Origin of the sequence: Microbacterium sp. (assembly GCF_035556355.1) — a bacterium.
Classification (GTDB): Bacteria; Actinomycetota; Actinomycetes; order Actinomycetales; family Microbacteriaceae; genus Microbacterium.
This window is the reverse complement of sequence record NZ_DATMFG010000026.1, coordinates 1-22,445: the sequence shown is the minus strand read 5'-3', so window position 1 is coordinate 22,445 and position 22,445 is coordinate 1. Positions and strand designations below refer to the sequence as shown.

21 protein-coding genes are annotated in these 22,445 nt (G+C 69.5%); 8 read left to right on the top strand and 13 right to left on the bottom strand.

Annotated elements, in window-relative coordinates:
* Positions 1-2: 2 nt before the first annotated feature.
* On the bottom strand, positions 3-635 hold the full coding sequence (pdxT, locus tag VNR19_RS08030; RefSeq protein WP_325725627.1) for a pyridoxal 5'-phosphate synthase glutaminase subunit PdxT: 633 nt from the start codon (positions 633-635) through the stop codon (positions 3-5).
* Complete coding sequence (pdxS, locus tag VNR19_RS08025; RefSeq protein WP_325725625.1) at positions 625-1,515, bottom strand: pyridoxal 5'-phosphate synthase lyase subunit PdxS; 891 nt, start codon at positions 1,513-1,515, stop codon at positions 625-627. The genes pdxT and pdxS overlap by 11 nt, the downstream gene beginning before the upstream one ends.
* 116 nt (positions 1,516-1,631) lie before the next feature.
* Here pdxS and VNR19_RS08020 point away from each other — a divergent pair, with 116 nt between their 5' ends.
* Positions 1,632-2,963, top strand: a complete 1,332-nt coding sequence (locus VNR19_RS08020; protein ID WP_325725655.1) for an aminotransferase class I/II-fold pyridoxal phosphate-dependent enzyme — start codon at positions 1,632-1,634, stop codon at positions 2,961-2,963.
* Positions 2,964-2,980: 17 nt separating this feature from the next.
* On the top strand, positions 2,981-3,832 hold the full coding sequence (gene pdxY, locus VNR19_RS08015) for a pyridoxal kinase PdxY (protein ID WP_325725623.1): 852 nt from the start codon (positions 2,981-2,983) through the stop codon (positions 3,830-3,832).
* Positions 3,833-3,853: 21 nt separating this feature from the next.
* On the opposite strand, the gene VNR19_RS08010 is transcribed toward pdxY, so the two are convergent.
* Both VNR19_RS08010 and thrS read right to left on the bottom strand, forming a co-directional pair.
* On the bottom strand, positions 3,854-4,417 hold the full coding sequence (locus VNR19_RS08010; protein WP_325034423.1) for an HIT family protein: 564 nt from the start codon (positions 4,415-4,417) through the stop codon (positions 3,854-3,856).
* A gap of 422 nt (positions 4,418-4,839) precedes the next feature.
* Positions 4,840-6,876 (bottom strand): threonine--tRNA ligase, encoded by a 2,037-nt coding sequence (gene thrS, locus VNR19_RS08005; RefSeq protein WP_414684135.1) that lies wholly within the window; start codon positions 6,874-6,876, stop codon positions 4,840-4,842.
* Positions 6,877-7,003: 127 nt separating this feature from the next.
* On the opposite strand from thrS, the gene VNR19_RS08000 reads away from it, so the two are divergent.
* On the top strand, positions 7,004-8,077 hold the full coding sequence (locus VNR19_RS08000) for an alpha/beta fold hydrolase (RefSeq protein WP_325725620.1): 1,074 nt from the start codon (positions 7,004-7,006) through the stop codon (positions 8,075-8,077).
* A gap of 25 nt (positions 8,078-8,102) precedes the next feature.
* Positions 8,103-9,566: a hypothetical protein gene (locus VNR19_RS07995; RefSeq protein ID WP_325725618.1), complete on the top strand. Its 1,464-nt coding sequence runs from the start codon at positions 8,103-8,105 to the stop codon at positions 9,564-9,566.
* Between the two features lie 49 nt (positions 9,567-9,615).
* On the opposite strand, the gene VNR19_RS07990 is transcribed toward VNR19_RS07995, so the two are convergent.
* From VNR19_RS07990 to VNR19_RS07980, 3 genes are read right to left on the bottom strand one after another with little or no spacing between them, the layout of a single operon-like run.
* Entirely contained in the window at positions 9,616-10,482 is an 867-nt protein-coding gene (locus VNR19_RS07990) for an alpha/beta hydrolase (RefSeq protein WP_325725616.1), read from the bottom strand.
* A 13-nt stretch (positions 10,483-10,495) separates the two neighbouring features.
* Positions 10,496-11,833 (bottom strand): cytochrome P450, encoded by a 1,338-nt coding sequence (locus VNR19_RS07985; RefSeq protein ID WP_325725614.1) that lies wholly within the window; start codon positions 11,831-11,833, stop codon positions 10,496-10,498.
* A gap of 51 nt (positions 11,834-11,884) precedes the next feature.
* Positions 11,885-13,765: a peroxidase family protein gene (locus tag VNR19_RS07980; RefSeq protein ID WP_325725612.1), complete on the bottom strand. Its 1,881-nt coding sequence runs from the start codon at positions 13,763-13,765 to the stop codon at positions 11,885-11,887.
* Between the two features lie 337 nt (positions 13,766-14,102).
* On the opposite strand from VNR19_RS07980, the gene VNR19_RS07975 reads away from it, so the two are divergent.
* Both VNR19_RS07975 and VNR19_RS07970 read left to right on the top strand, forming a co-directional pair.
* A complete protein-coding gene (locus VNR19_RS07975; RefSeq protein ID WP_325725610.1) occupies positions 14,103-16,538 on the top strand; it encodes a GMC family oxidoreductase in 2,436 nt (811 codons plus the stop codon).
* Complete coding sequence (locus VNR19_RS07970) at positions 16,535-17,587, top strand: alpha/beta hydrolase (protein WP_325725608.1); 1,053 nt, start codon at positions 16,535-16,537, stop codon at positions 17,585-17,587. Before VNR19_RS07975 ends, VNR19_RS07970 begins: the two co-directional genes overlap by 4 nt.
* Before the next feature lie 21 nt (positions 17,588-17,608).
* Here VNR19_RS07970 and VNR19_RS07965 read toward each other — a convergent pair whose 3' ends face one another.
* Both VNR19_RS07965 and VNR19_RS07960 read right to left on the bottom strand, forming a co-directional pair.
* Entirely contained in the window at positions 17,609-17,986 is a 378-nt protein-coding gene (locus tag VNR19_RS07965) for a hypothetical protein (protein WP_325725606.1), read from the bottom strand.
* Positions 17,987-18,037: 51 nt separating this feature from the next.
* Positions 18,038-18,694: a DNA alkylation repair protein gene (locus tag VNR19_RS07960; RefSeq protein WP_325725603.1), complete on the bottom strand. Its 657-nt coding sequence runs from the start codon at positions 18,692-18,694 to the stop codon at positions 18,038-18,040.
* Positions 18,695-18,737: 43 nt separating this feature from the next.
* Between VNR19_RS07960 and VNR19_RS07955 the strand changes: the two genes are divergently transcribed.
* Positions 18,738-18,950, top strand: coding sequence for a KTSC domain-containing protein (locus tag VNR19_RS07955; RefSeq protein WP_325725601.1), 213 nt, complete (start codon positions 18,738-18,740; stop codon positions 18,948-18,950).
* Positions 18,951-19,120: 170 nt separating this feature from the next.
* Here the strand turns inward: VNR19_RS07955 and VNR19_RS07950 are convergent, their stop codons facing one another.
* Entirely contained in the window at positions 19,121-20,080 is a 960-nt protein-coding gene (locus tag VNR19_RS07950) for a zinc-binding dehydrogenase (protein WP_325725599.1), read from the bottom strand.
* Between the two features lie 98 nt (positions 20,081-20,178).
* On the opposite strand from VNR19_RS07950, the gene VNR19_RS07945 reads away from it, so the two are divergent.
* Positions 20,179-20,751 (top strand): TetR/AcrR family transcriptional regulator, encoded by a 573-nt coding sequence (locus tag VNR19_RS07945; RefSeq protein ID WP_325725597.1) that lies wholly within the window; start codon positions 20,179-20,181, stop codon positions 20,749-20,751.
* A gap of 12 nt (positions 20,752-20,763) precedes the next feature.
* Here the strand turns inward: VNR19_RS07945 and VNR19_RS07940 are convergent, their stop codons facing one another.
* From VNR19_RS07940 to VNR19_RS07935, 3 genes are all read right to left on the bottom strand, one after another.
* Positions 20,764-21,768 (bottom strand): zinc-binding alcohol dehydrogenase family protein, encoded by a 1,005-nt coding sequence (locus VNR19_RS07940; RefSeq protein ID WP_325725595.1) that lies wholly within the window; start codon positions 21,766-21,768, stop codon positions 20,764-20,766.
* Positions 21,668-22,150 (bottom strand): NAD(P)H-binding protein, encoded by a 483-nt coding sequence (locus VNR19_RS17295; protein ID WP_414684134.1) that lies wholly within the window; start codon positions 22,148-22,150, stop codon positions 21,668-21,670. The genes VNR19_RS07940 and VNR19_RS17295 overlap by 101 nt, the downstream gene beginning before the upstream one ends.
* A 15-nt stretch (positions 22,151-22,165) precedes the next feature.
* Positions 22,166-22,445 (bottom strand): alpha/beta fold hydrolase (locus VNR19_RS07935; RefSeq protein WP_325725594.1); only part of this gene is annotated, 280 nt, incomplete at its 5' end.

Sequence of the window (22,445 nt, the reverse complement as noted above, 5' to 3'; positions counted from 1 at the left end):
ATCTAACCCGCGCGGACATCCGCTCCGTGCCGCCCGGCGCGGGCGCGCACGGCGTCGAGGAAGAGCCCGTGGAAGCGCAGATCACCCGTCACCTCGGGGTGGAAGGACGTGCCGAGCAGGTTGCCGGAGCGGACCGCCACGACCCGGTCGTCGTCGAGCCTCGCGAGCGGCTCGACGCCCTGTCCCACCTCTTCGACGAGCGGCGCGCGGATGAAGACCGCGTGCACGGGCGGCTCACCCAGGACGGGCACCTCGAGATCCGTCTCGAACGAGTCGACCTGACTGCCGAATGCGTTCCGCTTCACCGTCACGTCGAGGCCGCCGAACGTCTCCTGCCCCGCGATGCCGTCGGTGATCCGGTCGGCGAGCATGATGAGGCCGGCGCACGTGCCGTACACCGGCAGGCCCGAGCGGATCGCGTCGCGGATCGGATGCTTCATGCCGAACGCCCGCGACAGCTTGTCGATCACGCTCGACTCGCCCCCGGGGATCACAAGGCCGTCGACGCGCTCGAGCTCGGCAGGCCGACGCACGAGGTCGACGTCGGCGCCGAGCGACGTCAGCGCCCGCACGTGCTCGCGCACGTCGCCCTGGAGGGCGAGGACCCCTACCCGGGGTCTCGGGTCACCAGCCACGCTCGGCGAGCCGGTGCGGCGCGGGCAGGTCCGCCACGTTGATGCCCACCATCGCCTCCCCGAGTCCGCGCGACACGTCGGCGATGACCTTCGGGTCGTCGTGGAACGTGGTCGCCTTCACGATCGCGGCGGCGCGCTCGGCGGGGTTGCCCGACTTGAAGATGCCCGATCCGACGAAGACGCCGTCCGCACCGAGCTGCATCATCATCGCGGCATCCGCGGGGGTCGCGACGCCGCCGGCGACGAAAAGGACGACCGGCAGCTTGCCGGTCTCGGCGACCTCGGCGACGAGCTCGTAGGGCGCCTGCAGCTCCTTCGCGGCGACGTACAGCTCGTCCTTCGTCATCGAGCGCAGATGGTTGATCTCGCTCGTGATCTTGCGGATGTGCTTGGTCGCCTCGGACACGTCGCCCGTGCCGGCCTCGCCCTTCGAGCGGATCATCGCGGCGCCCTCGTTGATGCGGCGCAGCGCCTCGCCGAGGTTGGTCGCACCGCACACGAACGGGACGGTGAAGGTCCACTTGTCGATGTGGTTGACGTAGTCGGCCGGCGAGAGCACCTCGGACTCGTCGATGTAGTCGACGCCGAGCTCCTGCAGCACCTGCGCCTCGACGAAGTGGCCGATGCGCGCCTTCGCCATGACGGGGATCGACACCGACGCGATGATCTCGTCGATGAGGTCGGGGTCGCTCATGCGCGCGACGCCGCCCTGGGCGCGGATGTCGGCCGGGACGCGCTCGAGCGCCATGACGGCGACGGCTCCCGCGTCTTCGGCGATCTTCGCCTGGTCGGCGGTGACGACGTCCATGATGACGCCGCCCTTCAGCATCTCTGCCAGACCGCGCTTGACGCGCGCGGTCCCCAGTTCGGCGGTGGTCACAGGAGATCCCTTCGTTCGGATGCTGCCGTTCGGCCCTGGACAAATCCCACATTGGCCTAGGCCAAACGATAGCATTGCGGACGCGGCATCCGACGCGGCAAGGACGGACGGTGACTGTGACTCTCGACATCGACGGAAGCTCGGCCTCCGAGATCGCGCTGAGCCTGCGCGGCCTCATCGAGCGCGGATCGCTGCGCGCCGGAGACCCGCTTCCACCCGTCCGCAGTCTCGCCGAGCAGCTGGGCGTGAACCGCAACACGGTCGTGGCGGCGTACCGGCAGCTCGCGCAGGGCGGCCTGCTGGTCACGCGCGGTCGCGGCGGGACGCACGTCGCCGAGCGCTCCCCCGTTCCGCAGGAGGGATTCGCGCCCGACAGCGTGTTGCGCGACGTGGGAACGGGCAATCCGGATCCCGATCTCATCCCCGACCCGACCCGCGCCCTCGCCCGGATGGCCGGCCGCCCCGTCCTCTACGGCGAGCCCGTCATCGACCCCGACCTCGAGTCGTGGGCGCGCGAGTGGATGGGCGACGTGCCGGCCGCGGACTCCATGCGCATCACGATCACCAGCGGCGCGGCGGACGCCGTCGAGCGGCTGCTCGCGCAGGCGCTGACCCGCGACGACGGCGTCGCCCTCGAAGACCCGTGCTTCCTCGCGAGCATCCACACCGTGCGGCTCGGCGGCTACCGGCCCGTGCCCGTACCCGTCGACGACGAGGGCATGACCGTGGACGGGCTGCGGGCGGCCCTCGCCGAGGGCGTGCGCGCGGTCGTGTGCACGCCGCGGGCGCAGAACCCCACCGGCGCGAGCCTGTCGGCGCGTCGCGCGGCCGAGCTGCGGGGGCTTCTGGCGGAGCATCCGTATGTGCTCGTGATCGAAGACGACCACTTCTCGATGCTGTCCCAGCGCCCGTACCACTCGCTCATCGGGCCCGAGCATCGCCGGTGGGCGCTCATCCGGTCGGTGTCGAAGTTCCTCGGACCGGACATGTGCCTCGCCGTGACCGCGTCCGACCCGCACACGGCGGACCGTCTGGCGATGCGGCTCACGCCGGGCACGACGTGGGTGAGCCACCTGCTGCAGCGGCTCGTCCACGCACTCGTCACCGACGCCGACGTGATCGAAGAGATCGAGCGGGCAGGCCGACACTACGCGCGGCGCAACGCCGCGTTCGCCGAGCGGCTCACCGCGCACGGCGTGCCGGCCGCACCGGGCGACGGCCTCAACCTGTGGGTGCGCGTGCCGGTGCCCGCGCGGCCGGTCGCCGAGCAGCTCATGCGGCGGGGCTGGCTCGCCCGCATCGGCGACGACTTCGTGCTCGACGCCGACGGAGAGCCGTCGATGCGACTGCGGCTCACCGTGCACGACCTCGACGACGCCGACGCGGAGCAGCTCGCCGCCGACGTCGCGGCGGCGGTGCGCGTCGCGGCGGAGCGGGTCTCCCCGTGAGATGCGAAGATCGACCGGTGAAGATCCTCTCGATCCAGTCCGCCGTCGCATACGGTCACGTGGGCAACTCCGCGGCGGTGTTCCCGCTGCAGCGCATCGGCGTCGAGGTGCTCCCGGTGTACACCGTGAACTTCTCCAACCACACGGGCTACGGCGTGTGGCGCGGGCCGCTCATCGATCCCGCCGACGTGCGCGAGGTGCTCGCAGGCGTCGAGGACCGCGGCGTGTTCCCCGAGATCGACGTCGTGCTGTCGGGCTACCAGGGCGGTGAGGGCATCGCGGACGTCATCCTCGACGCCGTCGCACGCGTGAAGGCTGCGAACCCGAACGCCGTGTACGCGTGCGATCCGGTGATGGGGAACGCGAAATCCGGATGCTTCGTGGCGCCCGCCATCCCCGATCTGCTGCGCGACCGCGTGGTGCCCGCCGCCGACATCGTCACGCCGAATCAGTTCGAGCTGGGCTATCTCACGCGCACCGAGCCCGACACGCTCGAGTCGACGCTCGCGTCTGTCGACCTCGTCCGCGAGACCGGGCCGCGCACGGTGCTCGTGACGAGCGTCGAGCGCCCCGACCGCGAGGAGGGCACGATCGAGATGCTCGCGGTCGACGACGCCGGGGCGTGGATCGTGCAGACGCCGCTCCTGCCGATGAAGGCGAACGGCTCCGGTGACGTGACGGCGGCACTCTTCACGGCGCACTACCGCGAGACGGGTGACGCCGGCGTGGCTCTTGCCCGTACGACCTCCAGCGTATTCGACCTGCTCTCGCTCACGCACGAGTCCGGGGAGCGCGAGTTGCAGCTCGTCGAGGCGCAGGAGTTCTACGCGCACCCGCGTCTGCAGTTCGAGGTGCGTCAGGTCCGCTGACCCGCAGCCCGGAGGGCCGAGTCAGTCGGCGACGGGATGCTCCGGCCACGCGTCGGCGACCGCTTTGCGCACCTCGCCGAGCAGCTGCGGCAGCGCCTTCGTCTTCGCGATGATCGGGAAGAAGTTCGCGTCGGTCGCCCACCGCGGCACGATGTGCTGGTGCAGGTGCTCGTCGACGCCCGCACCGGCGACGCGCCCCTGGTTCATGCCGATGTTGAACCCGTCGCAGTTCGAGACCTTGCGCAGTACGCGCATGCCCTGCTGTGTCAGCAGACCGATCTCGGCGACCTCTTCGTCCGTGGCTTCGTCATACGTCGCGATGTGGCGGTACGGACACACCAGCAGGTGGCCTGAGTTGTACGGGAAGAGGTTCAGCAGCGCGTAGGCGGTGCGTCCGCGCACGACGATGAGCCCCTCCTCGTCGGTCATCGTCGGCGCCGCGCAGAACGGGCACGTGTGCCGCAGCGGCTCGGGCCCCGCCGTGATGTACGCCATGCGGTGGGGTGTCCACAGCCGCTGGAATTCGTCGGGCACGCCCGGCAGGTGCGCCGCGTCGATGAGCTTCGCGTCGGGACCGTCGATCAGCTCGGCCGCAGGCCCTTCGACAGGCTCAGGGACCGCACCCCCACCGGTCGGTGAGCCCGTCGAACCGTCGACCGGCCCTTCGACACGCTCAGGGACCACACCCCCGCCGGTCGGTGAGCCCGTCGAACCGTCGACACGCCCTTCGACACGCTCAGGGACCACACCCCCGCCGGCCGGTGAGCCCGTCGAACCGTCGACACGCCCTTCGACACGCTCAGGGACCGCACCCCCACCGGTCGGTGAGCCCGTCGAACCGTCGACACGCCCTTCGACAGGCTCAGGGACCGCACCCCCGCCGGTCGGTGAGCCCGTCGAACCGTCGACCGGCCCTTCGACAGGCTCAGGAACCGCACCGCCACCGGTCGGTGAGCCCGTCGAACCGTCGACCGGCCCTTCGACAGGCTCAGGGACCGCCTCTTCGCTCACGCGAGGTCCTCTGCTGTGTTCACGAGCGCCTTCGTGTCGACCGCGGCGCGGATGCGGCGCACGGCCTCGTCGACCGGGATGCCGTTGAGCTGCGAGCCGTCGCGGAAGCGGAACGACACGGCCCCCGCGGCGCGGTCCTGCTCACCCGCGATGAGCATGATCGGCACCTTCTGCGTCGTGTGGTTGCGGATCTTCTTCTGCATGCGGTCGTCACCGTCGTCGAGCTCGGCCCTCACGCCCTGGTCCTTGAGGCGGTCGACGACGTCGGCCAGGTAATCCGCATACTCCTCGGCGACCGGGATGCCGACGACCTGAACGGGCGACAGCCATACCGGGAACGCGCCCGCGTAGTGCTCGAGCAGGATCGCGAAGAAGCGCTCCGCCGAGCCGAACAGCGCGCGGTGGATCATGACCGGGCGGTGCTTCTCGCCGTCCGGACCCGTGTACTCGAGGTGGAAGCGCTCCGGCAGGTTGAAGTCGATCTGCACGGTCGACAGCTGCCACGTGCGGCCGATCGCATCCTTGGTCTTCAGGTCGATCTTCGGCCCGTAGAACGCGGCCTCGCCGGGGACCTCGGTGAGCTTGAGACCGGATGCCCGGGCCACGCGCCGCAGCGCGTCGCTGGCCATCGCCCAGTGCTCTTCGTCGCCGATCCACTTGTCCTTCTCGTCGTCGCGCAGCGACAGCTCGAGCTCGAACTCGGTGAGCCCGAAGTCGCGCAGCATCGAGAGGACGAAGTCGAGCACGCGGGACGCCTCGGGCTCGAGCTGCTCGGGGGTCACGAACAGGTGGGAGTCGTCCTGCGTGAAGCCGCGCACGCGCGTCAGGCCGTGCAGGGCTCCGGAGAGCTCGTACCGGTAGACGGTGCCGTTCTCGTACAGCCGCATCGGCAGATCCCGGTAACTGCGAGCGCGCTCGCGGTAGATCAGGATGTGCATCGGGCAGTTCATCGGCTTGAGGTAGTAATCGACGCCCGGCTTGGTCACCTCGCCGCTCTCGTCGCGCTCCTCGTCGAGATGGATGGGCGGGAACATGCCCTCCTTGTACGTGACGAGGTGATTCGACTCGATGAAGAGGTCCTTCTTGGTGATGTGCGGCGTGTAGACGTAGGTGTAGCCGCCCTCACGGTGGCGCTTGAGGGCGTGCTGCTCCATCTCCTGGCGGATGATGCCGCCCTTGGGGTGCCACACAGACAGGCCCGAGCCGATCTCGTCGGGGAACGAGAACAGGTCGAGGTCCTTGCCGAGACGGCGGTGGTCGCGCTTCGCGGCCTCTTCGAGGCGCGCCTGGTACGCGCGCAGCTCGTCCTTGGTCGGCCATGCCGTGCCGTAGATCCGCTGCAGCTGGGGGTTCTTCTCGCTCCCCCGCCAGTACGCGCCAGCGACGCGCTGGAGCGCCCAGCCGTTGCCGATGAGCCGTGTGTTCGGCAGGTGCGGGCCGCGGCACAGGTCCTTCCACACGGTCTGCCCGTCGCGGTCGACGTTGTCGTAGATCGTGAGCTCGCCCGCACCGACCTCGACCGAGGCGCCCTCGGTCTTCTCGGCTCCGCCGGACTTCAAACCGATGAGCTCCAGCTTGAACGGCTCGTCGACGAGCTCGTCGCGCGCCTCCTCGTCGGTGACGACCCGGCGCACGAAACGCTGGCCCTCGCGGATGATGCGCTGCATCTCCTTCTCGATGGCCTTGAGATCTTCGGGCGTGAACGGCTCGGCGACCCCGAAGTCGTAGTAGAACCCGTCTTGGATCGGCGGACCGATGCCGAGGTTCGCCTGCGGGTTGATGCGCTGCACGGCCTGCGCGAGCACGTGCGCCGTGGAGTGGCGCAGGATGTCGAGGCCGTCCGGGCTGTCGATCGTGACCGGCTCGACGGCATCCGTCTCTTCGACCGTCGTGGCGAGGTCTCTCAGCTCGCCGTTCACGCGCAGGGCGATGACGGAGCGGTCGGGGAAGAGGGCGAATCCGTCGGCGGGGTATGAAGCGTCCGACGGGATGGCGACGTCAGTCAAGGGAACTCTCCAGAAGTGGCTCGGCATCAAGGCTACCGGTCGCGCAGGTATCAGCCGTTCCCTCCGCGCCTCCTCGGCAATATGCTGAATCGTCGCCGCGCGCGCTGGGGCCCATGGCGCGGCGGGGAGCGCACCGCGGAACTCGGGGGGTTCGATGACGCAGACCGATGACGGCGCGATCACGACGGCGGAGCGACCGCGACGGCCGCTGCGCTGCGGCGAGCCCGAGATCCACGAGTTCACGACCGAGGACGGGGTCGGTCTGCGCCTCACGCGCTTCAACGGCGGCCCCAAGGGTCCCGTGCTCCTCTCCCCCGGCTTCGGCACGTCGGCGCTCGCGTTCACGATCGACACGACCGACACGAACCTCCCGGAGCATCTCCACGAGCACGGGTACGACGTGTGGGTGTTCGACTACCGCGCGAGCCCCGCGCTGCCGTCGGGCTCGACGCAGTTCACGCTCGACGACATCGCCCGCTACGACTATCCCGCCGCGGTCGCGACCGTGCGCGAGGCGACGGGCGCCGACGACGTGCAGATCGTCGCGCACTGCGTCGGGTCGCTCACGATGCTCATGGCGCTGAGCGACGGGCTGGAGGGTGTGCGCTCCGCCGTCGCATCGCAGCTCACGCTGCATCCGCGCGCGGGCACGCTGAACGAGCTGCGCGCCGGCATCTACGCGGGCGACCTCATCAAGGCGCTCGGCGTCGACACGCTCACGACCGAGATCGACGACGATCCGTCGTTCATCGAGCGCCTGTACGACAAGGCGCTCGCGCTCTACCCCGCCGGAGACGAGCCGTGCGACCGGCCGTTCTGCCGTCGCGTGATGTTCATGTACGGCGAGGTCTACGAGCACGACAACCTCAACGAGGCCACGCACGACCATATCGACGAGGCGTTCGGCGTCGCGAACATGACGACGCTGCGGCACATCACGCGCATCCTCCGCGCGAACCACGCCGTGAGCATGGACGGCGAGCACGACTACCTCGACGGGGCGCACAACATGCGGGTGCCGATCGCGTTCCTGCACGGGGAGGAGAACCGCCTGTTCCGGCCGGAGGGCAGCGCACTCACGTACGAGTGGCTGCGCGAGCAGAACGGTCCCGAGCTCTACTCCCGTCACGTCGTGCCCGGATACGCCCACATGGACTGCTTCATCGGCAAGGACGCCGCGCGCGATGTCTACCCGCTGGTGACCGAGCAGCTCGACCGCCACAACTGACTTACCGATCGACCGAGGAGATGCCATGAGCGGAAGCGTCGACGAACGAACGGATGCGGCGACAGGCGGTGCGCACGCGCATCCGGCCCTCGCGGATCTCGCGCAGTACCCGTTCCTGTCAGCCCTCACCGAGCGGCGCACGAGGCGCATCCCTCGCGGTTTCTCGGTCAACGCGGGACCCCTCAGCCATGAGAGCCACAACGATCCGGCACCGCTGAGCAAGCTCGAAGAGGCGATCCTCGTGACGTGCGTCACGGGCATCACAGGCGTCACGACCCACGACGGCCCGCTCGTCGAGACGAACGGCCTGCCCGAGCTGGGCACGCCGTTCCTGAACATCATGGCCCGCACGGGTTCGAGCGCCGACAACGCGCAGGCCACGCACTTCTTCATGATCAACGACGACGGCATCTTCCTGCTCCGCGCGCCTTCGGGACAGCGGGCGCTCGAGCTCATGCGCGACCTGCCGCCGAAGTGGGGCGACTGGACCGAGGCGGACTGGATCGCGGCCGCCGACGAGTGCATCGTGCGCGTGTCGGATCGCCGCCTGGAGTTCCCGCGCGAATGGCCGTACTACCTCGGCTGGAACAACCAGGCCTCGAACGTCGCCGGCACGACGGTCTTCTTCCCCGTGGTCGACTGCACGTGGCAGTACATCAACGCGATCCTCATCCTGCTCACCGAACCCGGTGGCATGCGCCCGCTGTTCCTCGACGACTGGCGCACGTTCCACCCGAAGAACATCGTGGAATGGATCGCGAAGATCGGCGGCGGTCTCGGCATCACGCCGAAGATCCCCTACCAGCCGATCGGAGGTCTCGACCGCGTGCGCAGCGGATACGTGAGCGCCGACAGCCAGGCGCCGCTCGGCTTCGCCCACACGATGCGCACCGACTACGAGGCGCACTTCTACTTCCAGAACCTCATGCTGCTCGGGCAGGCGATGGGGCTCGGCGGCTGGATCCACGGCGCCGTCTTCCCGCCGTACATCTGGCAGCAGGACGACGCGAAGGGCTGGCACGGCCTGGGTTTCCGGATGCAGGAGCCCAAGAAGCACCGCACGTGGCCGCCCGTGCCGGCGTCGCAGCCCAACCCGAGCGGGATCGACGGCATCCTGGAGGGGCTCACGCCGCCTTACGTCTCGTCGATGGACGAAGCGGTCGATCGCGTCATCGAGGCGAAGTACGCTGCCGGCGGCGCCGCGTACGGCAATGAGGACGTCTTCTCACGCTCGTACCGCAACCGCGACGACGCGCGGGCGTTCCTCGAGGCGGGGTCGAGGTTCGGCCCCAACGAGATCGCCTACACGAAGGAGATCTGCAATTACATCTGGGACACGTACGGGCGCTTCCCCGCGCACGTCGACGCCTTCTACACGCCCGGCATGTGGCTGCAGTTCTCGCACCTCGAGCTCGAGTACTACGACCGGTTCTTCGATCCCGCGCAGTACACGCGCCAGGCGGCGCACGACGCGCTCTGGCACGGCTGAGCGCGGTCGGATCTTCGACGGGGGCGGATGCCGCGGCATCCGCCCCTGATCACAAATGCTTCGCGAAGAAGTCGACCAGGTCCTTCGTGTGCGTGTTGATGTACTGGTAGCCGCTGTACCGCTCCTGAGACGGATAGGCGATGACGCCGGCCGAGTTGGGTGTCACGGCGGACATGTGCTCGACGTCGGACATCTCGCCCCATTGATCGCCGGTGCCCTGCACGTACTGCACGACGGTGTCGCCGAGACCCGCCGCCGGAACGGACGGGTCGTGGCTGCTGGGCACCGGCGCGCGGCGGAACCAGTAGACGACGTCGAGCATGCGGGCGAACGCGGGCCCGAGCGGCCCCGCCTCGCTGCGTGCCATGTTGCGGCTGAAGATCGACACCTTCGTGGGCTGGATCGCGACCAGCGCCCGGATCGGCTGGCATTCGGCGGTGCCGTACAGCACCGTGCTGCCGCCTGCCGACATGCCGATCGCGCCGATGCGCTCGGGGTCGACGTCCGCACGCGTGCGCAGGTAGCGGACGGCGCCGATGTAGTCGCGCTTCTCGCGCATGCCGTACGTGAGCGGCAGCCGTTCGCCGCTCTCGCCGTGGCTCGCGAGGTCGAACATCAGCACGTGGAACCCCGCGTCGTGCAGCGCCCTCGTCGCAGGCAGGTGGTCGACGCTGCGGTCGGGCCACGGCACGCGCCCTGCGACGTTCCCGAGGCGGTTCCACGGCCAGCCGTGCACCCACACGACCGTCGGCGCGCGGTCGGACCCGGCGGGGATGAACCACCCGCGCAGGGTCACGCCGTCCGTCGAGGGGAACGTCACGTCCTCGAAGTCGAGATCGACCTCGGTGGGCGTGCGGTCGACGGGCTGACGCAGCCCCGACATCATGACGCTCGCGAGCCGGAAGAGCTTGGGCATGGCATCCGCCCCCTCAGGCCGTCGCGCTCACAGGCGCGTGCGCGTGGAAGGTCACGACGAGACCGCTCTCAGGCAGCGGGAAAAGCTCGTTCGTGAGCTCGAGGTCCTGCGGCGGAAGAGTCCACGTGGCTCGGCGCAGCAGCAGCACGAGATACATCTTCATCGCGACAGTGACGATGTTCTCGCCCGGGCAGCGGTGGTGGGTCGCGAGGCCGCCGCCGTGCGGCACGTAGCTTCCGGGAGGCAGGGCGGCTTCGGCATCCGCCTCGAAGCGATCGGGGTCGAAGCGGTCAGGATCTTCGAACACGTCCTCGTTGCGCATGTTGATGTGGATCGCGCCAATCGCGCCCCATCCGGCCGGGATGCGGTACCCGGCGACCTCCATGGGCTTCTTGACGCGCCCGAAGAAAGTCGCCGAGTTCATCGCGAAGTAGCGGCGCACCTCCTTCGTGATCTGCTCGAGGTACTCCAGCTCGTCGATCTGGTCCATCGTGAGCCGGCCCGACGGCGCGATCCGGTCGATCTCGGCGCGAGCCTTCTCGACGATCTCCGGATGCTGGCCGAGCGCCATCGTGAGGAGCGTGAGCGGCACGAAGTAGCCGCCCTGGCTCGCGAAGACGAGGTGGCGGATATCGCCCTTGAGCTCCTCCGCGTCCACCCCCGACTCGGACGCCGCCACGAGCATGCGCGAGACGATGTCGTCGTAGCCGTCCGAGGTCTGATGGCGGGCGACCGCGTCGTCGACGATCTGGATGAGCCGGTTGCGTGCCCGGATCGCGCGCGCGTACGGCGTACCGGGGATGGGGAACGGGATCGTCTGGAAGCCGCCCCGCATGTCGGCGACGACCCGATTGAGCTCCTGGGCCGCCTCTTCGCTCTCGTCGCCCGTGTAGAGCGCGCCGGCCAGACGAGCCGCGAACATCTGCAGCTCTGGCAACACGGTCTCATGGCCCCGCCGCACCCACCCGTCGACCATCGACTCCATGAGCGCCTGCATGCGGGGCAGGTAGGCCTCGATCGCCGATCGGAAGCCGACAGCGCGCAGCATGACCGCCTTGCGGAGACGGTGGTCCGACCCGTCGAGGAGTGCGAGCGAGTTGAGGAAGAGCTGCTCCACGGAGATCGGGTCTGCGCCGCCGCGCTCGATGCGCGAATCGGTCGCGAAGGCGTGGAACGCTTCGTGGCCCGAGAACACGACGAAGTCGATGCCGAACAGCCGCGTCTTGAACACGGGCCCGTACTTCGCGAATCGGTCGGTGTAGAAGCCGTGGTTGCTGCGCACGATGGAGAGCGACTCCCCCACCCACGGCAGGCCGAACCGTCCGGGCGGCAGCGGTTTCTCTGGCCTCATGTCAACTCTCCTCAGGACGCGGACGTCGGGTCGTGCGCGGATGCCGCGGTGTCACGCGGCGACGGATGATGCCGACTCCCCGTCTCGCGCGGCTTTCGATGCCGCGGGACCGGCCGCAGCCGTCGCGGACACCGTCTTCCACGGCACGAACGCGTTCTCGACGCCGTCGAGCGCGGGAGCGAGGCCCGGGTAGTGCCTCAGCAGGACCGTCTTCATCGTGTTGTCGGCGATCCACTTCAGGCCGACCTTCGTGTAGTACTCCTCGGTGAAGCAATCGGTGATGAACCGGTCGCTCTTGAGCCGGCGGCTCGCCATGAGGATGAACACGCGGAAGGCCGTGTCACTGAACCCGAATCCCTTCGGCGGAGTCTCGGCGTGCATGCCCACCTGCAGGTCGACGCGCTCGATGTCGCCGTCGTACAGTTCGCGCAGCTCCTGCGCCCATTGCGGGTTGTCGGTGAGCTCCTCGAAGGTCTCGGGGGCTTTGAGGTGCAGCAGGCGCCGGAACTCGCAGTACCGCGGAACGCCGCGTTCGCGGTCGCGCGCGATGTCGAGGGCGGCCAGATCGAGGCGCACGCCGTCGGGCAGTGTGATGTCCTGCATCCAGCTCGGGAAGTTGTGCAGCTGCACGGCGCCCGGATGCTGGATGCCGAAGGAGTACCAGAGGTCGTCGGTGCGCACACCCTCCGTAAGCACGCGGTGCGCGTTGAGCAGGACGATCTCCTGGAACTCCATCGTGTCGAGGAGACTGTCGTCGGCGAGGGCGCGCACATCGAGACGGTCGGGCAGCAGCGGATGCAGGCGGTAGACGGCCGCGAACTCCTCGGTGAGCTGGTACGGCGCGCCGTGGTGGTCCGCCTCCGACCCCGGGATGCCGCTGATCACCTCGCTCCTGCTGATGCGCCCGAACCGTCGGTGGATGCGCTCGCCCGCCAGGCCCCACCAGTTCGCGCGCATCGCGACCTTCATCACGGGGTGCGCGATGATCGCGGGCGTCCACTCGACCGTGTGGATCTTCGCGATGAGCGCCGACACGACGAGCTGCGCGGTGCCGAACAGCTCATCCTCGGTCATGTCGGGATAGTGCTTCTTCAGTGCGTCGCACACGGCGTTGTGCTCGAGCGTGAACAGCGTATGGAGCATCCCGAGCCCGACCCACCAGTTCTCGCTGAAGCCCGTGAGCGCGACGCCGGTCGCGGGGTCGAGCGGAAGGTGCCCGTCCTTGAGGACGAGCTTGCCGTCGACGCCGCTGCGCACCTGGTCGCGGCGCTCCTTCGACGACCCGTAGATCGCCGACGCGTCCCACCAGTGCGATTGGCTGTTGATGTAGGTCGGCGGAAGCTTCGCGTCGGCCGAGACGCGCGTGTCGTCGGCCTTCGTGCGCGGGATGCGCATCGGCCGCTCGAACCACGGGTCGTCGTCCTCCACGATCGGCACTTCGAGGTGCTCGTCCTCTTCGCGCGTGTGCGCGAACCAGTCGTGCGTCTGGAACTGGATCCACGACGCGGCCACGAGGTTGAGCGAGGTGGCGGGTGTGAACTCCTCACGTCGCATGAGCTTGCGGCTGATGAGCCGCGGGCTCGGCGACATGAGGGCGTCACCCTCTTCGGGCCATGCCTTCTCGAGCGGCACGTTCCGGGCGAAGCGCGTGCCGGCTTTGCCCATGTCGGGGTCGGAGAGGTCGTTGTAGGAGCCGTCCGCCGAGCGGAAGCGCCGCTCCGCCTCGGGCGCGGTCGCGAGCGTGACGCCCGGGGTGAGTCTTCCCCGGCCGGGAGTGCGCGTGTCGTGGAGGTTCTCCTCGCGAAGCTGGTCGCGCAGGGCGACGAGGTTGAACAGCCCCAGCAGGAACGGGAGCCGGTGCCACGGCGTCTTGCTGTTGATCCGCGCGTAGAAGCTCCCGAGCGCGCGGTCGAAGAGTGACGGTTTGCTCAATGCAAGCTCCGTTCGTGGAGGAATCCCCAGTCGTCCTGCCCGAATCATAGTGATGCGGGGGTTCGGCGACCATCACCATCTGCGGCGTGACGGATGCCACGGCATCCGCCCCTGTATCAAGAGCCGCAACGCGGGCTCTGAATACATTGCAGGCGGAGACCTCCGCTCACTACGGTGAGGAGCAGTGGGCCGATGACTGGGGAGATGGCGCCGCTCGACGGCGGGGTCGCCGGCCTGCAGCCCGCCGTGAGCTGTCGACCCACCCGGGAGGTACCGACGATGTCCGCCATCCGCCCACGGACGCTCTCGCCGTCCGCCGCCGCCGGGGAGCACTGACGTGGCCGCCGCGGTCGAGTACGCCGACGCCGTCGTCGTGGGGTCGGGCTTCGGCGGCTCGGTCTCCGCGTTCCGCCTCGCCGAAGCCGACCGCTCGGTCGTCCTGCTCGAACGCGGCCGCGCGTACGCCCCGGGCACGTTCGCGCGCACGCCGTACGAGATGAGCCGCAACTTCTGGGAGCCCAAGGACGAGCTGCTCGGGCTCTTCGACATCCGGTCGTTCCGCAAGCTCGAGTCCATCGTGTCGGCGGGTCTCGGGGGCGGCTCCCTCATCTACGCGAACGTCCTCCTGCGCAAGGACGAGCGCTGGTTCGTGCACGACTCGCCGCTTCCGGGAGGCGGCTACGAGAACTGGCCGATCGGACGCGCCGACCTCGACCGGCACTACGACGCCGTCGAGGAGATGCTGACCCCGAGCCCGAATCCGTACCCCGACCTGCCGAAGGCGAAGGCGCTGCGCGAGGCGGCCGAGGCGCTGGGGCTCGAGGCGTTCTCGCCGCCGTTGGCGATCTCGTTCGCTCCGCGTCCGGGTGAACGGGCCGGGCAGAAGCAGATCGTCGACGAGGCCCCGTACGGCAACATCCACGGCGTCACGCGCCTCACGTGCCGCCTGTGCGGCGAGTGCGATCTGGGCTGCAACGAAGGCTCCAAGAACACCCTCGACCATACGTACCTCTCGGCTGCCGCGCACCTCGGTGCCGACATCCGCACCCTCTCCGAGGTCTACAGCGTCGCGCCGCTCTCCGACGGAGGGTACGAGGTGCGCTACCGGCAGTACGCCGCCGAGCCGGACGAGACGGGCCATTACGAGCGCACCGAGCGCGTCATCCGGTGCGGGCAGCTCTTCCTCGGTGCCGGCACGTTCGGCACGACGTCGCTCCTGCTGCGCAATCGCGTGAACCTCCCGGCGCTCGGCCGCGCGGTCGGCATGCGGTTCAGCGGCAACGGCGACCTGCTCACCTTCTGCGTGGGTGGGACCACGACGCGGCCCGGCGGGCAGCTCCGGGTCATCGACCCGAACCGCGGTCCGGTCATCACGACCGCCATCCGCCGCCCCGACGGCGTCGACGAAGAGGGCGCGGGGCGCGGCTACTACGTGCAGGAGGCCGGCTTCCCCGACTTCGCGAACTGGCTCATCGAGGCCGCGCAGGTGACATCGTCGGTCAAGCGCGCCGCCAACGTCGTGTCCAAGATCATGGCGCACCGCATGGCCAGGAAGAACGAGTCGACGATCTCGGCCGAGATCGCCAAGCTCATCGGCGAGGGCCGGCTCACGGCGACGTCCCTCCCCCTGCTCGGCATGGGCCGAGACACGCCCGACGGAAGGATCACGCTGCGCGACGGCGAGCTCGACGTCGACTGGACGACCGCGACGAGCGCCGCGTACTTCGAGGCGATGCGCCAGACGATGCGCGACATCACCGAGAAGCTCGACGGCCGCTTCCGCGACAATCCGCTGTGGTGGACGAAGCGCGTCGTGACGGTGCATCCGCTCGGCGGCGCGCCCATGGGCCGACATGTGCACGAAGGCGTCGTCGACAGTTGGAACGAGTCGTTCGGGCATCCGAACCTCTTCGTCGTCGACGGCTCGGCCGTGCCGGGGCCGGTGGGGCCCAACCCCTCGCTCACGATCGCGGCGATGGCGGACCGGGCCGTCGAACGTGCGCTCGAGAAGCCCCGGCCGAAGCGCCGCCGCGCGCCGCGCGCAGCGGCGGCCCCGGGCTCCGTTCCCGCCTTTCCCGATCCCGCCGAAGGCGCGGGCATGGAGTTCACCGAGAAGATGAAGGGGTACCTGACGCTCGGCGAAACCGACCCGGTCACGGGATACCGCGTCGGGAGGCAGCTCACCCACCGGTTCATGTTCCAGCTCACGATCACGGCGCCCGACGTCGCGACGTTCGCGAACGAGCCCGATCACACGGCGACGGCGGAAGGATTCGTGCGGTGCGACGTGCTCGGCGGAGAGCTCCCCGTGAAGCGCGGCTGGGCGAACCTGTTCGTCGCCGGCGACGAAGAGGGCACGCGCGAGATGCAGTACCGCCTGTGGTTCAACGACCTGTCGGGGGCGCCGCTCACGATGTACGGCTTCAAGACCGTGCGCGACGATCCCGGTTTCGACGTGTGGCGCGACACGTCGACGCTCTACGTGACGCTCATGCAGGGGCACATCCCGCCCGGAGAGACCGACGAGGTCATCGGCGCCGGGGTGCTGCGCATCCTGCCCCTCGACTTCGTGCGGCAGATCACGACCTTCCGCGCGGCCGGTTCGGGCTCGGTCGGGTCGATCGCACGGTTCGGCGGCTTTTTCATGAAGTCCGTGATGGACGCGTACCTGTCCCCCGCGCGCCGCGCGCCCGTCGATGCCTCGCCCGAGCGGCACCTCGACGACTCGAGCGCCGATGCCCGCACGCGACGTTCTGAGGAGGTGATCACGTGACCGCGCCGAGGATCGTGACGCCGGCGGTGCGCCACCGCAACGAGGTGCACTTCTTCGACGCCGACGACGGAACGCCGCTCACGCTCATCCACGTGCGCGGCGAGGGCGAGCCGACCAACGGGGCCGTGCTCCTCGTCCACGGAGCGGGCATGCGCGCGGAGATGTTCCGTCCGCCCGGCGTGCGCTCGATCGTCGACGAGCTCGTCGCCGCCGGCTGGGACGTGTGGATGCTCAACTGGCGAGGGTCGCTCGACCTCGACCCGCTCCCCTGGACGCTCGACGACGTCGCCGGCCACGACATCCCGTCCGCCGTTCGCGAAGTCGTGGCGCGCACGGGTGCCGACTCGGTGAAGATCATCGCGCACTGCCAGGGCGCGGTCGCATCGAGCATGGCCGCCGTCGCGGGACTCGTCCCCGAGGTCGACGTCGTCGTCGCGAGCGGGGCGTCGCTGCATCCGGTCCTGCCTCGCGCCACGAAGGCGAAGCTGCACGTGCTGCGGCGCGTCCTCCACCACCGCACGCCGTACATCGACGTCGCATGGGGCGACGGACCCGAACGCGGAGTGGCCCTGCTCACCCGCAACGTGGTGCGCCTGTGGCACACCGAGTGCCGCAATCCCGGGTGCAACATGGCGAGCTTCGCGCTGGGGTCGGGGCATCCGGCGCTGTGGAAGCACGAGAATCTGACGGGTGCGACGCACGACTGGCTGCGCACGGAGTTCGGCAAGATCCCCTTCAGCTTCTACGCCCAGCTCGCGGCGTCCGAACGCGCGGGGCAGGTCGTCGCGGTGCACGCGACGAACGGTCTCCCCCGCCGCTTCGCCGACTCGCCGCCGAAGACCGACGCGCGGTTCGCGCTTTTCGCGGGCGAAGAGAGCCGCGCGTTCCTGCCCGAGTCCCAGAAGGCGACGCTCGACCACCTCGAACGCCACAACCCAGGGCGCAACGCGCTGCACATCATTCCCGGCTACCGCTACACGGACCTGTTCGTCGGGAAGGACGCGTACGTCGACGTCTTCCCGCGCATGCTCGCCGAGCTCGACCGCTGACCCGGATGCCGCGCACCGCCGTCACCCGATGATCGCGGCCGCGAGGCACAGCACGCCAGCGGCGAGGAAGACGGCCCACGACACGTGGCGGCCCCGCGTGGAGATCACCGGCAGCACAGCGCACGCGAGACACGTGACGCCGATCGCGATCACGATGGCGCGCCAGTCCGACCCGGACGCGATCACCGCCAGCACGGCGGCGAGACCGATCGCGAGCATCGAGGTGAAGTGCCACGCGAGCCGGATGACCCCGGCGGTGTACGCCTGGCCGCCCAGCACGGGCGGCAGGTCGTCACGGCGGACCAGGCTGCGGATGATGAGTCGCTCGCCGAGGATCGAATGGAGCACGCCGAGGGCCGCCAGGAGGACCGCGGCGATCACGAGCAGTGTCGGCGACATGGGTCGCAGTCTGGCAGGGGTGCGCCGTCGGCGCGATCCCGCGCGCCGGGTTCAGAGGTGTTTGAGCGCCTCCCGAACCGACAGCGGGCTGAGCTCGTGCTGGGCCACGAAGCGACGGACCCATTCCGGATCCACGCGTGCGTACTCGCGCAGCGCCCAACCGATGGCCTTGCGTACGAAGAACTCCCGATCGGCCGTGTTCGGCTCGATGACCGCTGCGAGAAGGTCGCGGTCGACGCGGTCCCGCCGGCCGAGCTGCGACAGGATCGCGATGCGGCGCATCCAGAAGTCGTCGTCGACGCTCCATCTCCGGACGAGCTCGGCCGTCTCGGCGGGTCGCGCGTCATGCGCCTCGGCGACGCGGTGCGCGAGCTCGTCGGTGTAGTCCCACCACCGCCCCGTCCGCACCATGTGCTCGATGAGCGGGATGAGCCGCGGATCCGCACGCAGCGGCCGCAGACCGAGCAGCGCGAGCGCCGCGTAGCGCTCCTCTCGACGCGTGGCCCCGTTCCACAGCTCGAGCGCCGACTCGAGCAGAACGTCGGGGTCGGCCTCGCCCTTCGCGGCCGCGCGGGCGACGCGGCGCACCTCGGGCACAGGCACGCCGTAGAAGGGCATCGCCGACTTCATGTACGCCTGCTGTCCCGCGGCTCGTTCGGGGTCCGCGACGGCCTGTAGCCCTGAGCGGATGCGGTCGGCGAGCGGCATGGCACCACGATATCGGCGCCGAGCCGTGCTTATCGTCTGGACGATGAAGCACGTGCCCGTGGAGTCGAGCGTCATCGCCGCCGTCGGCTACGACCCCTCGACGGCGGTGCTCGAGATCGCCTTCACGTCGGGAGACGTGTACCGCTACTACGCCGTCCCGCCCTCTGTGCACCGGGGAATCATGTCGGCCGACAGCGCGGGCCGCTACTTCGCACGACACATCCGGCCGGTCTATCCGAGCGAACGCGTGCGGTGATCAGGAGGCGCTCGCCGCGAGCGTGGGGGTCGCGGATCCCGCTTCGACGCTGGGCCGGGGTCACGGTGCTCCTTCGACCACGGAATCAGAGCGTTATCAGAATAGGGTCGTTATCCGGATATTCCAACCACCGATCCTCGCCCTCGTCGCGCAACCGCCCGCATCCCGGATCAGGGAGTCAGGACGATCCGGCCGAAGACCGAACCGGCATCCATCTCCTCGTGTGCCTGCGCCGCCGCTCCGAGCGGCAGCGTCGCGTGGATGACCGGGTGCAACTGTCCGCGCACGGCGGCTTCGAACTGCTCTGCCCGTGCGACGTCGCGGGCGGCGGCCGGAACGGATGCCAGACTGAACGCCGCGACCGTCCGCGACCGCTGGAAGCCCTCCATGAGCTTCATCCCGAATGTCGGCGGCGGGAAGCCGGCCACTGCGCCGACGAGGACGAGGCGGCCGTTCGAGGCCAGTCGATCGATGAAGTCAGGCACCCTCGCGCCGCCCACGATGTCGATGATGACGTCGTACTCACGCTGTTCGCCCGTCGGCGACCGTCCATCCCGGTCGAGGACATCCGTCGCCCCCAACTCCATGAGCCTTCGCCCGCGCTCCGGCGAGCTCGTGGTGACGGCGATCGATGAGGCGCCCCGTCGCGCGGCGTGTTCGACAGTCGCGATGCCGATGCTTCCCGCAGCGCCGCGCACGAGGACCGACTCACCCGGCGCGAAGCGGGCGTGCACCAGAGCGAAGTGGGCGACGGTGGCGGCGCTCCCCACGGTGACCGCGTCCTCCGCCCGGAGGTCGCCCGGAAGCCGGGTGAGATCGGCGACCGCGGCGGTGGCGTACTCCGCGTACCCGCCGCTCGTTCCGGTATGCGCCCACACCCGCGTGCCGATCCATCGACGCGACAGGTCCTCCCCCACCTCGACGACGGTTCCGGCGACCTCGCCGCCGGGGATCATGCCCCGCGGGAATCCCGTACCCAGCGTGCCGCGACGGATCGCCGCGTCGACACCACCGACACCCGCCGCCTCGACGCGGACGAGAACCTCGCCCGCGGACGGAGACGGCGTCGGCACATCCGCGAGCTGGAGACCGTCCGGAGCGCCGAAGCGGTCGATGCGGATCGCCCTCATGATGACTCCTCTCGTTCGGCGCGACGCGTGTCGCGGCCCGCGCTACGGTAATGGACGCCGGCGTCCGTTTCGCCGAAACGAGAGACAACGAGGGGAAGATGGCTCAGAAGCGTCGCAGCGATGCGCAGGACAACCGCCGGCGGATCCTCGCCGCGGCGAGATCGCTGCTGACGACGCAGAGCCTCGATGTGACCATGCGCGCCGTCGCACGCGCCGCCGGAGTCGGGCCCGCGACGCTGTATCGCCACTTCCCGACGAAGCAGGATCTCATCGAGGCGGTATTCGACGAGAACGTGCGCGCGTGCGAGCGCATCGTCGCGGACGGCCTCGCCGATCCGGACCCCGTCCGCGGTTTCACCCAGGCCGTCACCGGGCTGGTCGTCCACAACCTCGCGAACCGGGGATTCGTCGAGGCCTTCATGGCGACGGTTCCCGACCGCGACTGGTTCGCCGCGCACCGGCGCCGGCTGCTCGCCCAGTTGATGGAGCTCGCCGGTCGGGCGCAGGCGAGAGGAACCCTGCGACGCGACCTGACGGCATCCGACCTTGTCCTCGCCCTTCTCGCCGTGCGCGGCCTGTCCGCCCTGCCGCGCGACCAGCGCGACGCTGCGGCGCGCCGCTACGCGGAACTCACCCTGGACGCGTTCCGGGCGTCGTCGCATCCGGAATGACGACGCGCCTCGTCACTCCCATCCCTCCGCGACGATCTTGCCCACCGCTCCACCGGACTCCACCATGCGGTGGGCCTCGCGCAGGTTGGCGGCGTTGATCGGCGACAGGCTGCGCGTGAGCGTGGTGCGGATGCGGCCCGAATCGACGAGCTGCGCCAACCGCTCGAGGAGGTCATGTTGGGCGATGAGACCCCAGCCGTGCCGCGGCCGGGCGAACATGAACTCCCAGTGCCACGAGATCGCCTTGTCCTTGAGGGCGTAGAAGTCGAGGTCGCGTTCGTCATCGATCGCCACGATCTGGCCGAACGGACGCACGACTCTCGTGAGCAGAGGGATGCGTCCACGGCTGTTCGCGGTGAACACGTAGTCGACCCCGCCCGGCACCGCCGCCAGGATCTGGCCGGCCAGATCCGGATCGCGGTGGTCGAGCACGACATCCGCTCCCAGCTTCTCGACCCATTCCTTCGACTCCGGGCGCGACGCCGTCGCCAGCACCCGCACCGAGGTGAGCGTCTTCACGAGCTGGATGAGGATCGAACCGACGCCGCCAGGGGCGCCGATGACCAGGATCGCGCCGGTCGACTCCGCGTTCAGCCGCAACTTGTCGAAGAGGGCCTCCCACGCGGTGATCGCCGTCAGCGGAAGCGCTGCCGCCTCGGCGAAGCTCAGGCTCGCCGGCTTCCGAGCGACGATGCGCTCGTCGACCAGCTGGCGACGCGTGTACGAACCCGGCCGATCGAGGCTGCCGGCGTAGTAGACGTCGTCGCCCGGGCGGAACATCGTCACCTCCTCCCCCACCCGCAGGACGGTTCCCGCCGCGTCCCATCCGAGGATCCGTTCTCCGCCGCGCGGACCGGCGGCTCGGATCTTCACGTCGACCGGATTGACCGACACGGCCTTGACCTCGACGAGAAGGTCATGACCCGTCGGCGCTCCGGGTGCGGCGACCTGAGCGTCGACGAGGCTGTCGGGCGAGTCGATCGACCCTCCTCGACGCGTGACGATCGCTTCGATCATCGAAGACCGGTCCGTCTGTTCCGTGAGCATTCCCGTTCGTCCCTTCTTCTGATGTGGCGTGTGTGTTCTCAATATGAGCGGATGCTGGCGGGGAGAGCGGAGACGAGGACGAATCGCATGATCCCGCTCCTGTGGTGAACACGGTGGCGTCGCCGTCCCGCATGTGGCGGGCGAGCGCATGCGGGCTGGTCTCCGTCAGATCGCCGAGGACCGCCTCGACGCCGTCCGATCGCAGGTGTCGGGCCTGGGCTTCTCCGCGCACCAGGCCCGACACCGCGTCGCCGCGGAGGCGCAGCGTGCGGGCCAGCCGCGATCCGACGCCTCCCGTGATTCCGAAGATGAACACCCGCGGAAGGCCGCGATCCGCTTCGGGGTGGGTCATGACCGCGCTCTGTGCTCAGCTCTCCGAACGGATGAACTCGAGCAGATCGGCATTGATGACGTCGGCGTGCGTCGTGGCCATGCCGTGCGAGTAGCCCGGATAGACCTTGAGCTTGCCGTTCTGCAGCAGTCTGATGGTGAGCTCGGCGGAGTCTGCGATCGGCACGACCTGGTCGTCGTCGCCGTGCATCACGAGCGTCGGCACGGTGATGGCCCGGAGGTCGTCGGTGAGGTCGGTCTCGGAGAAGGCCTTGATCCCGTCGTAGTGGGCCTTGGCGCCGCCCATCATCCCCTGA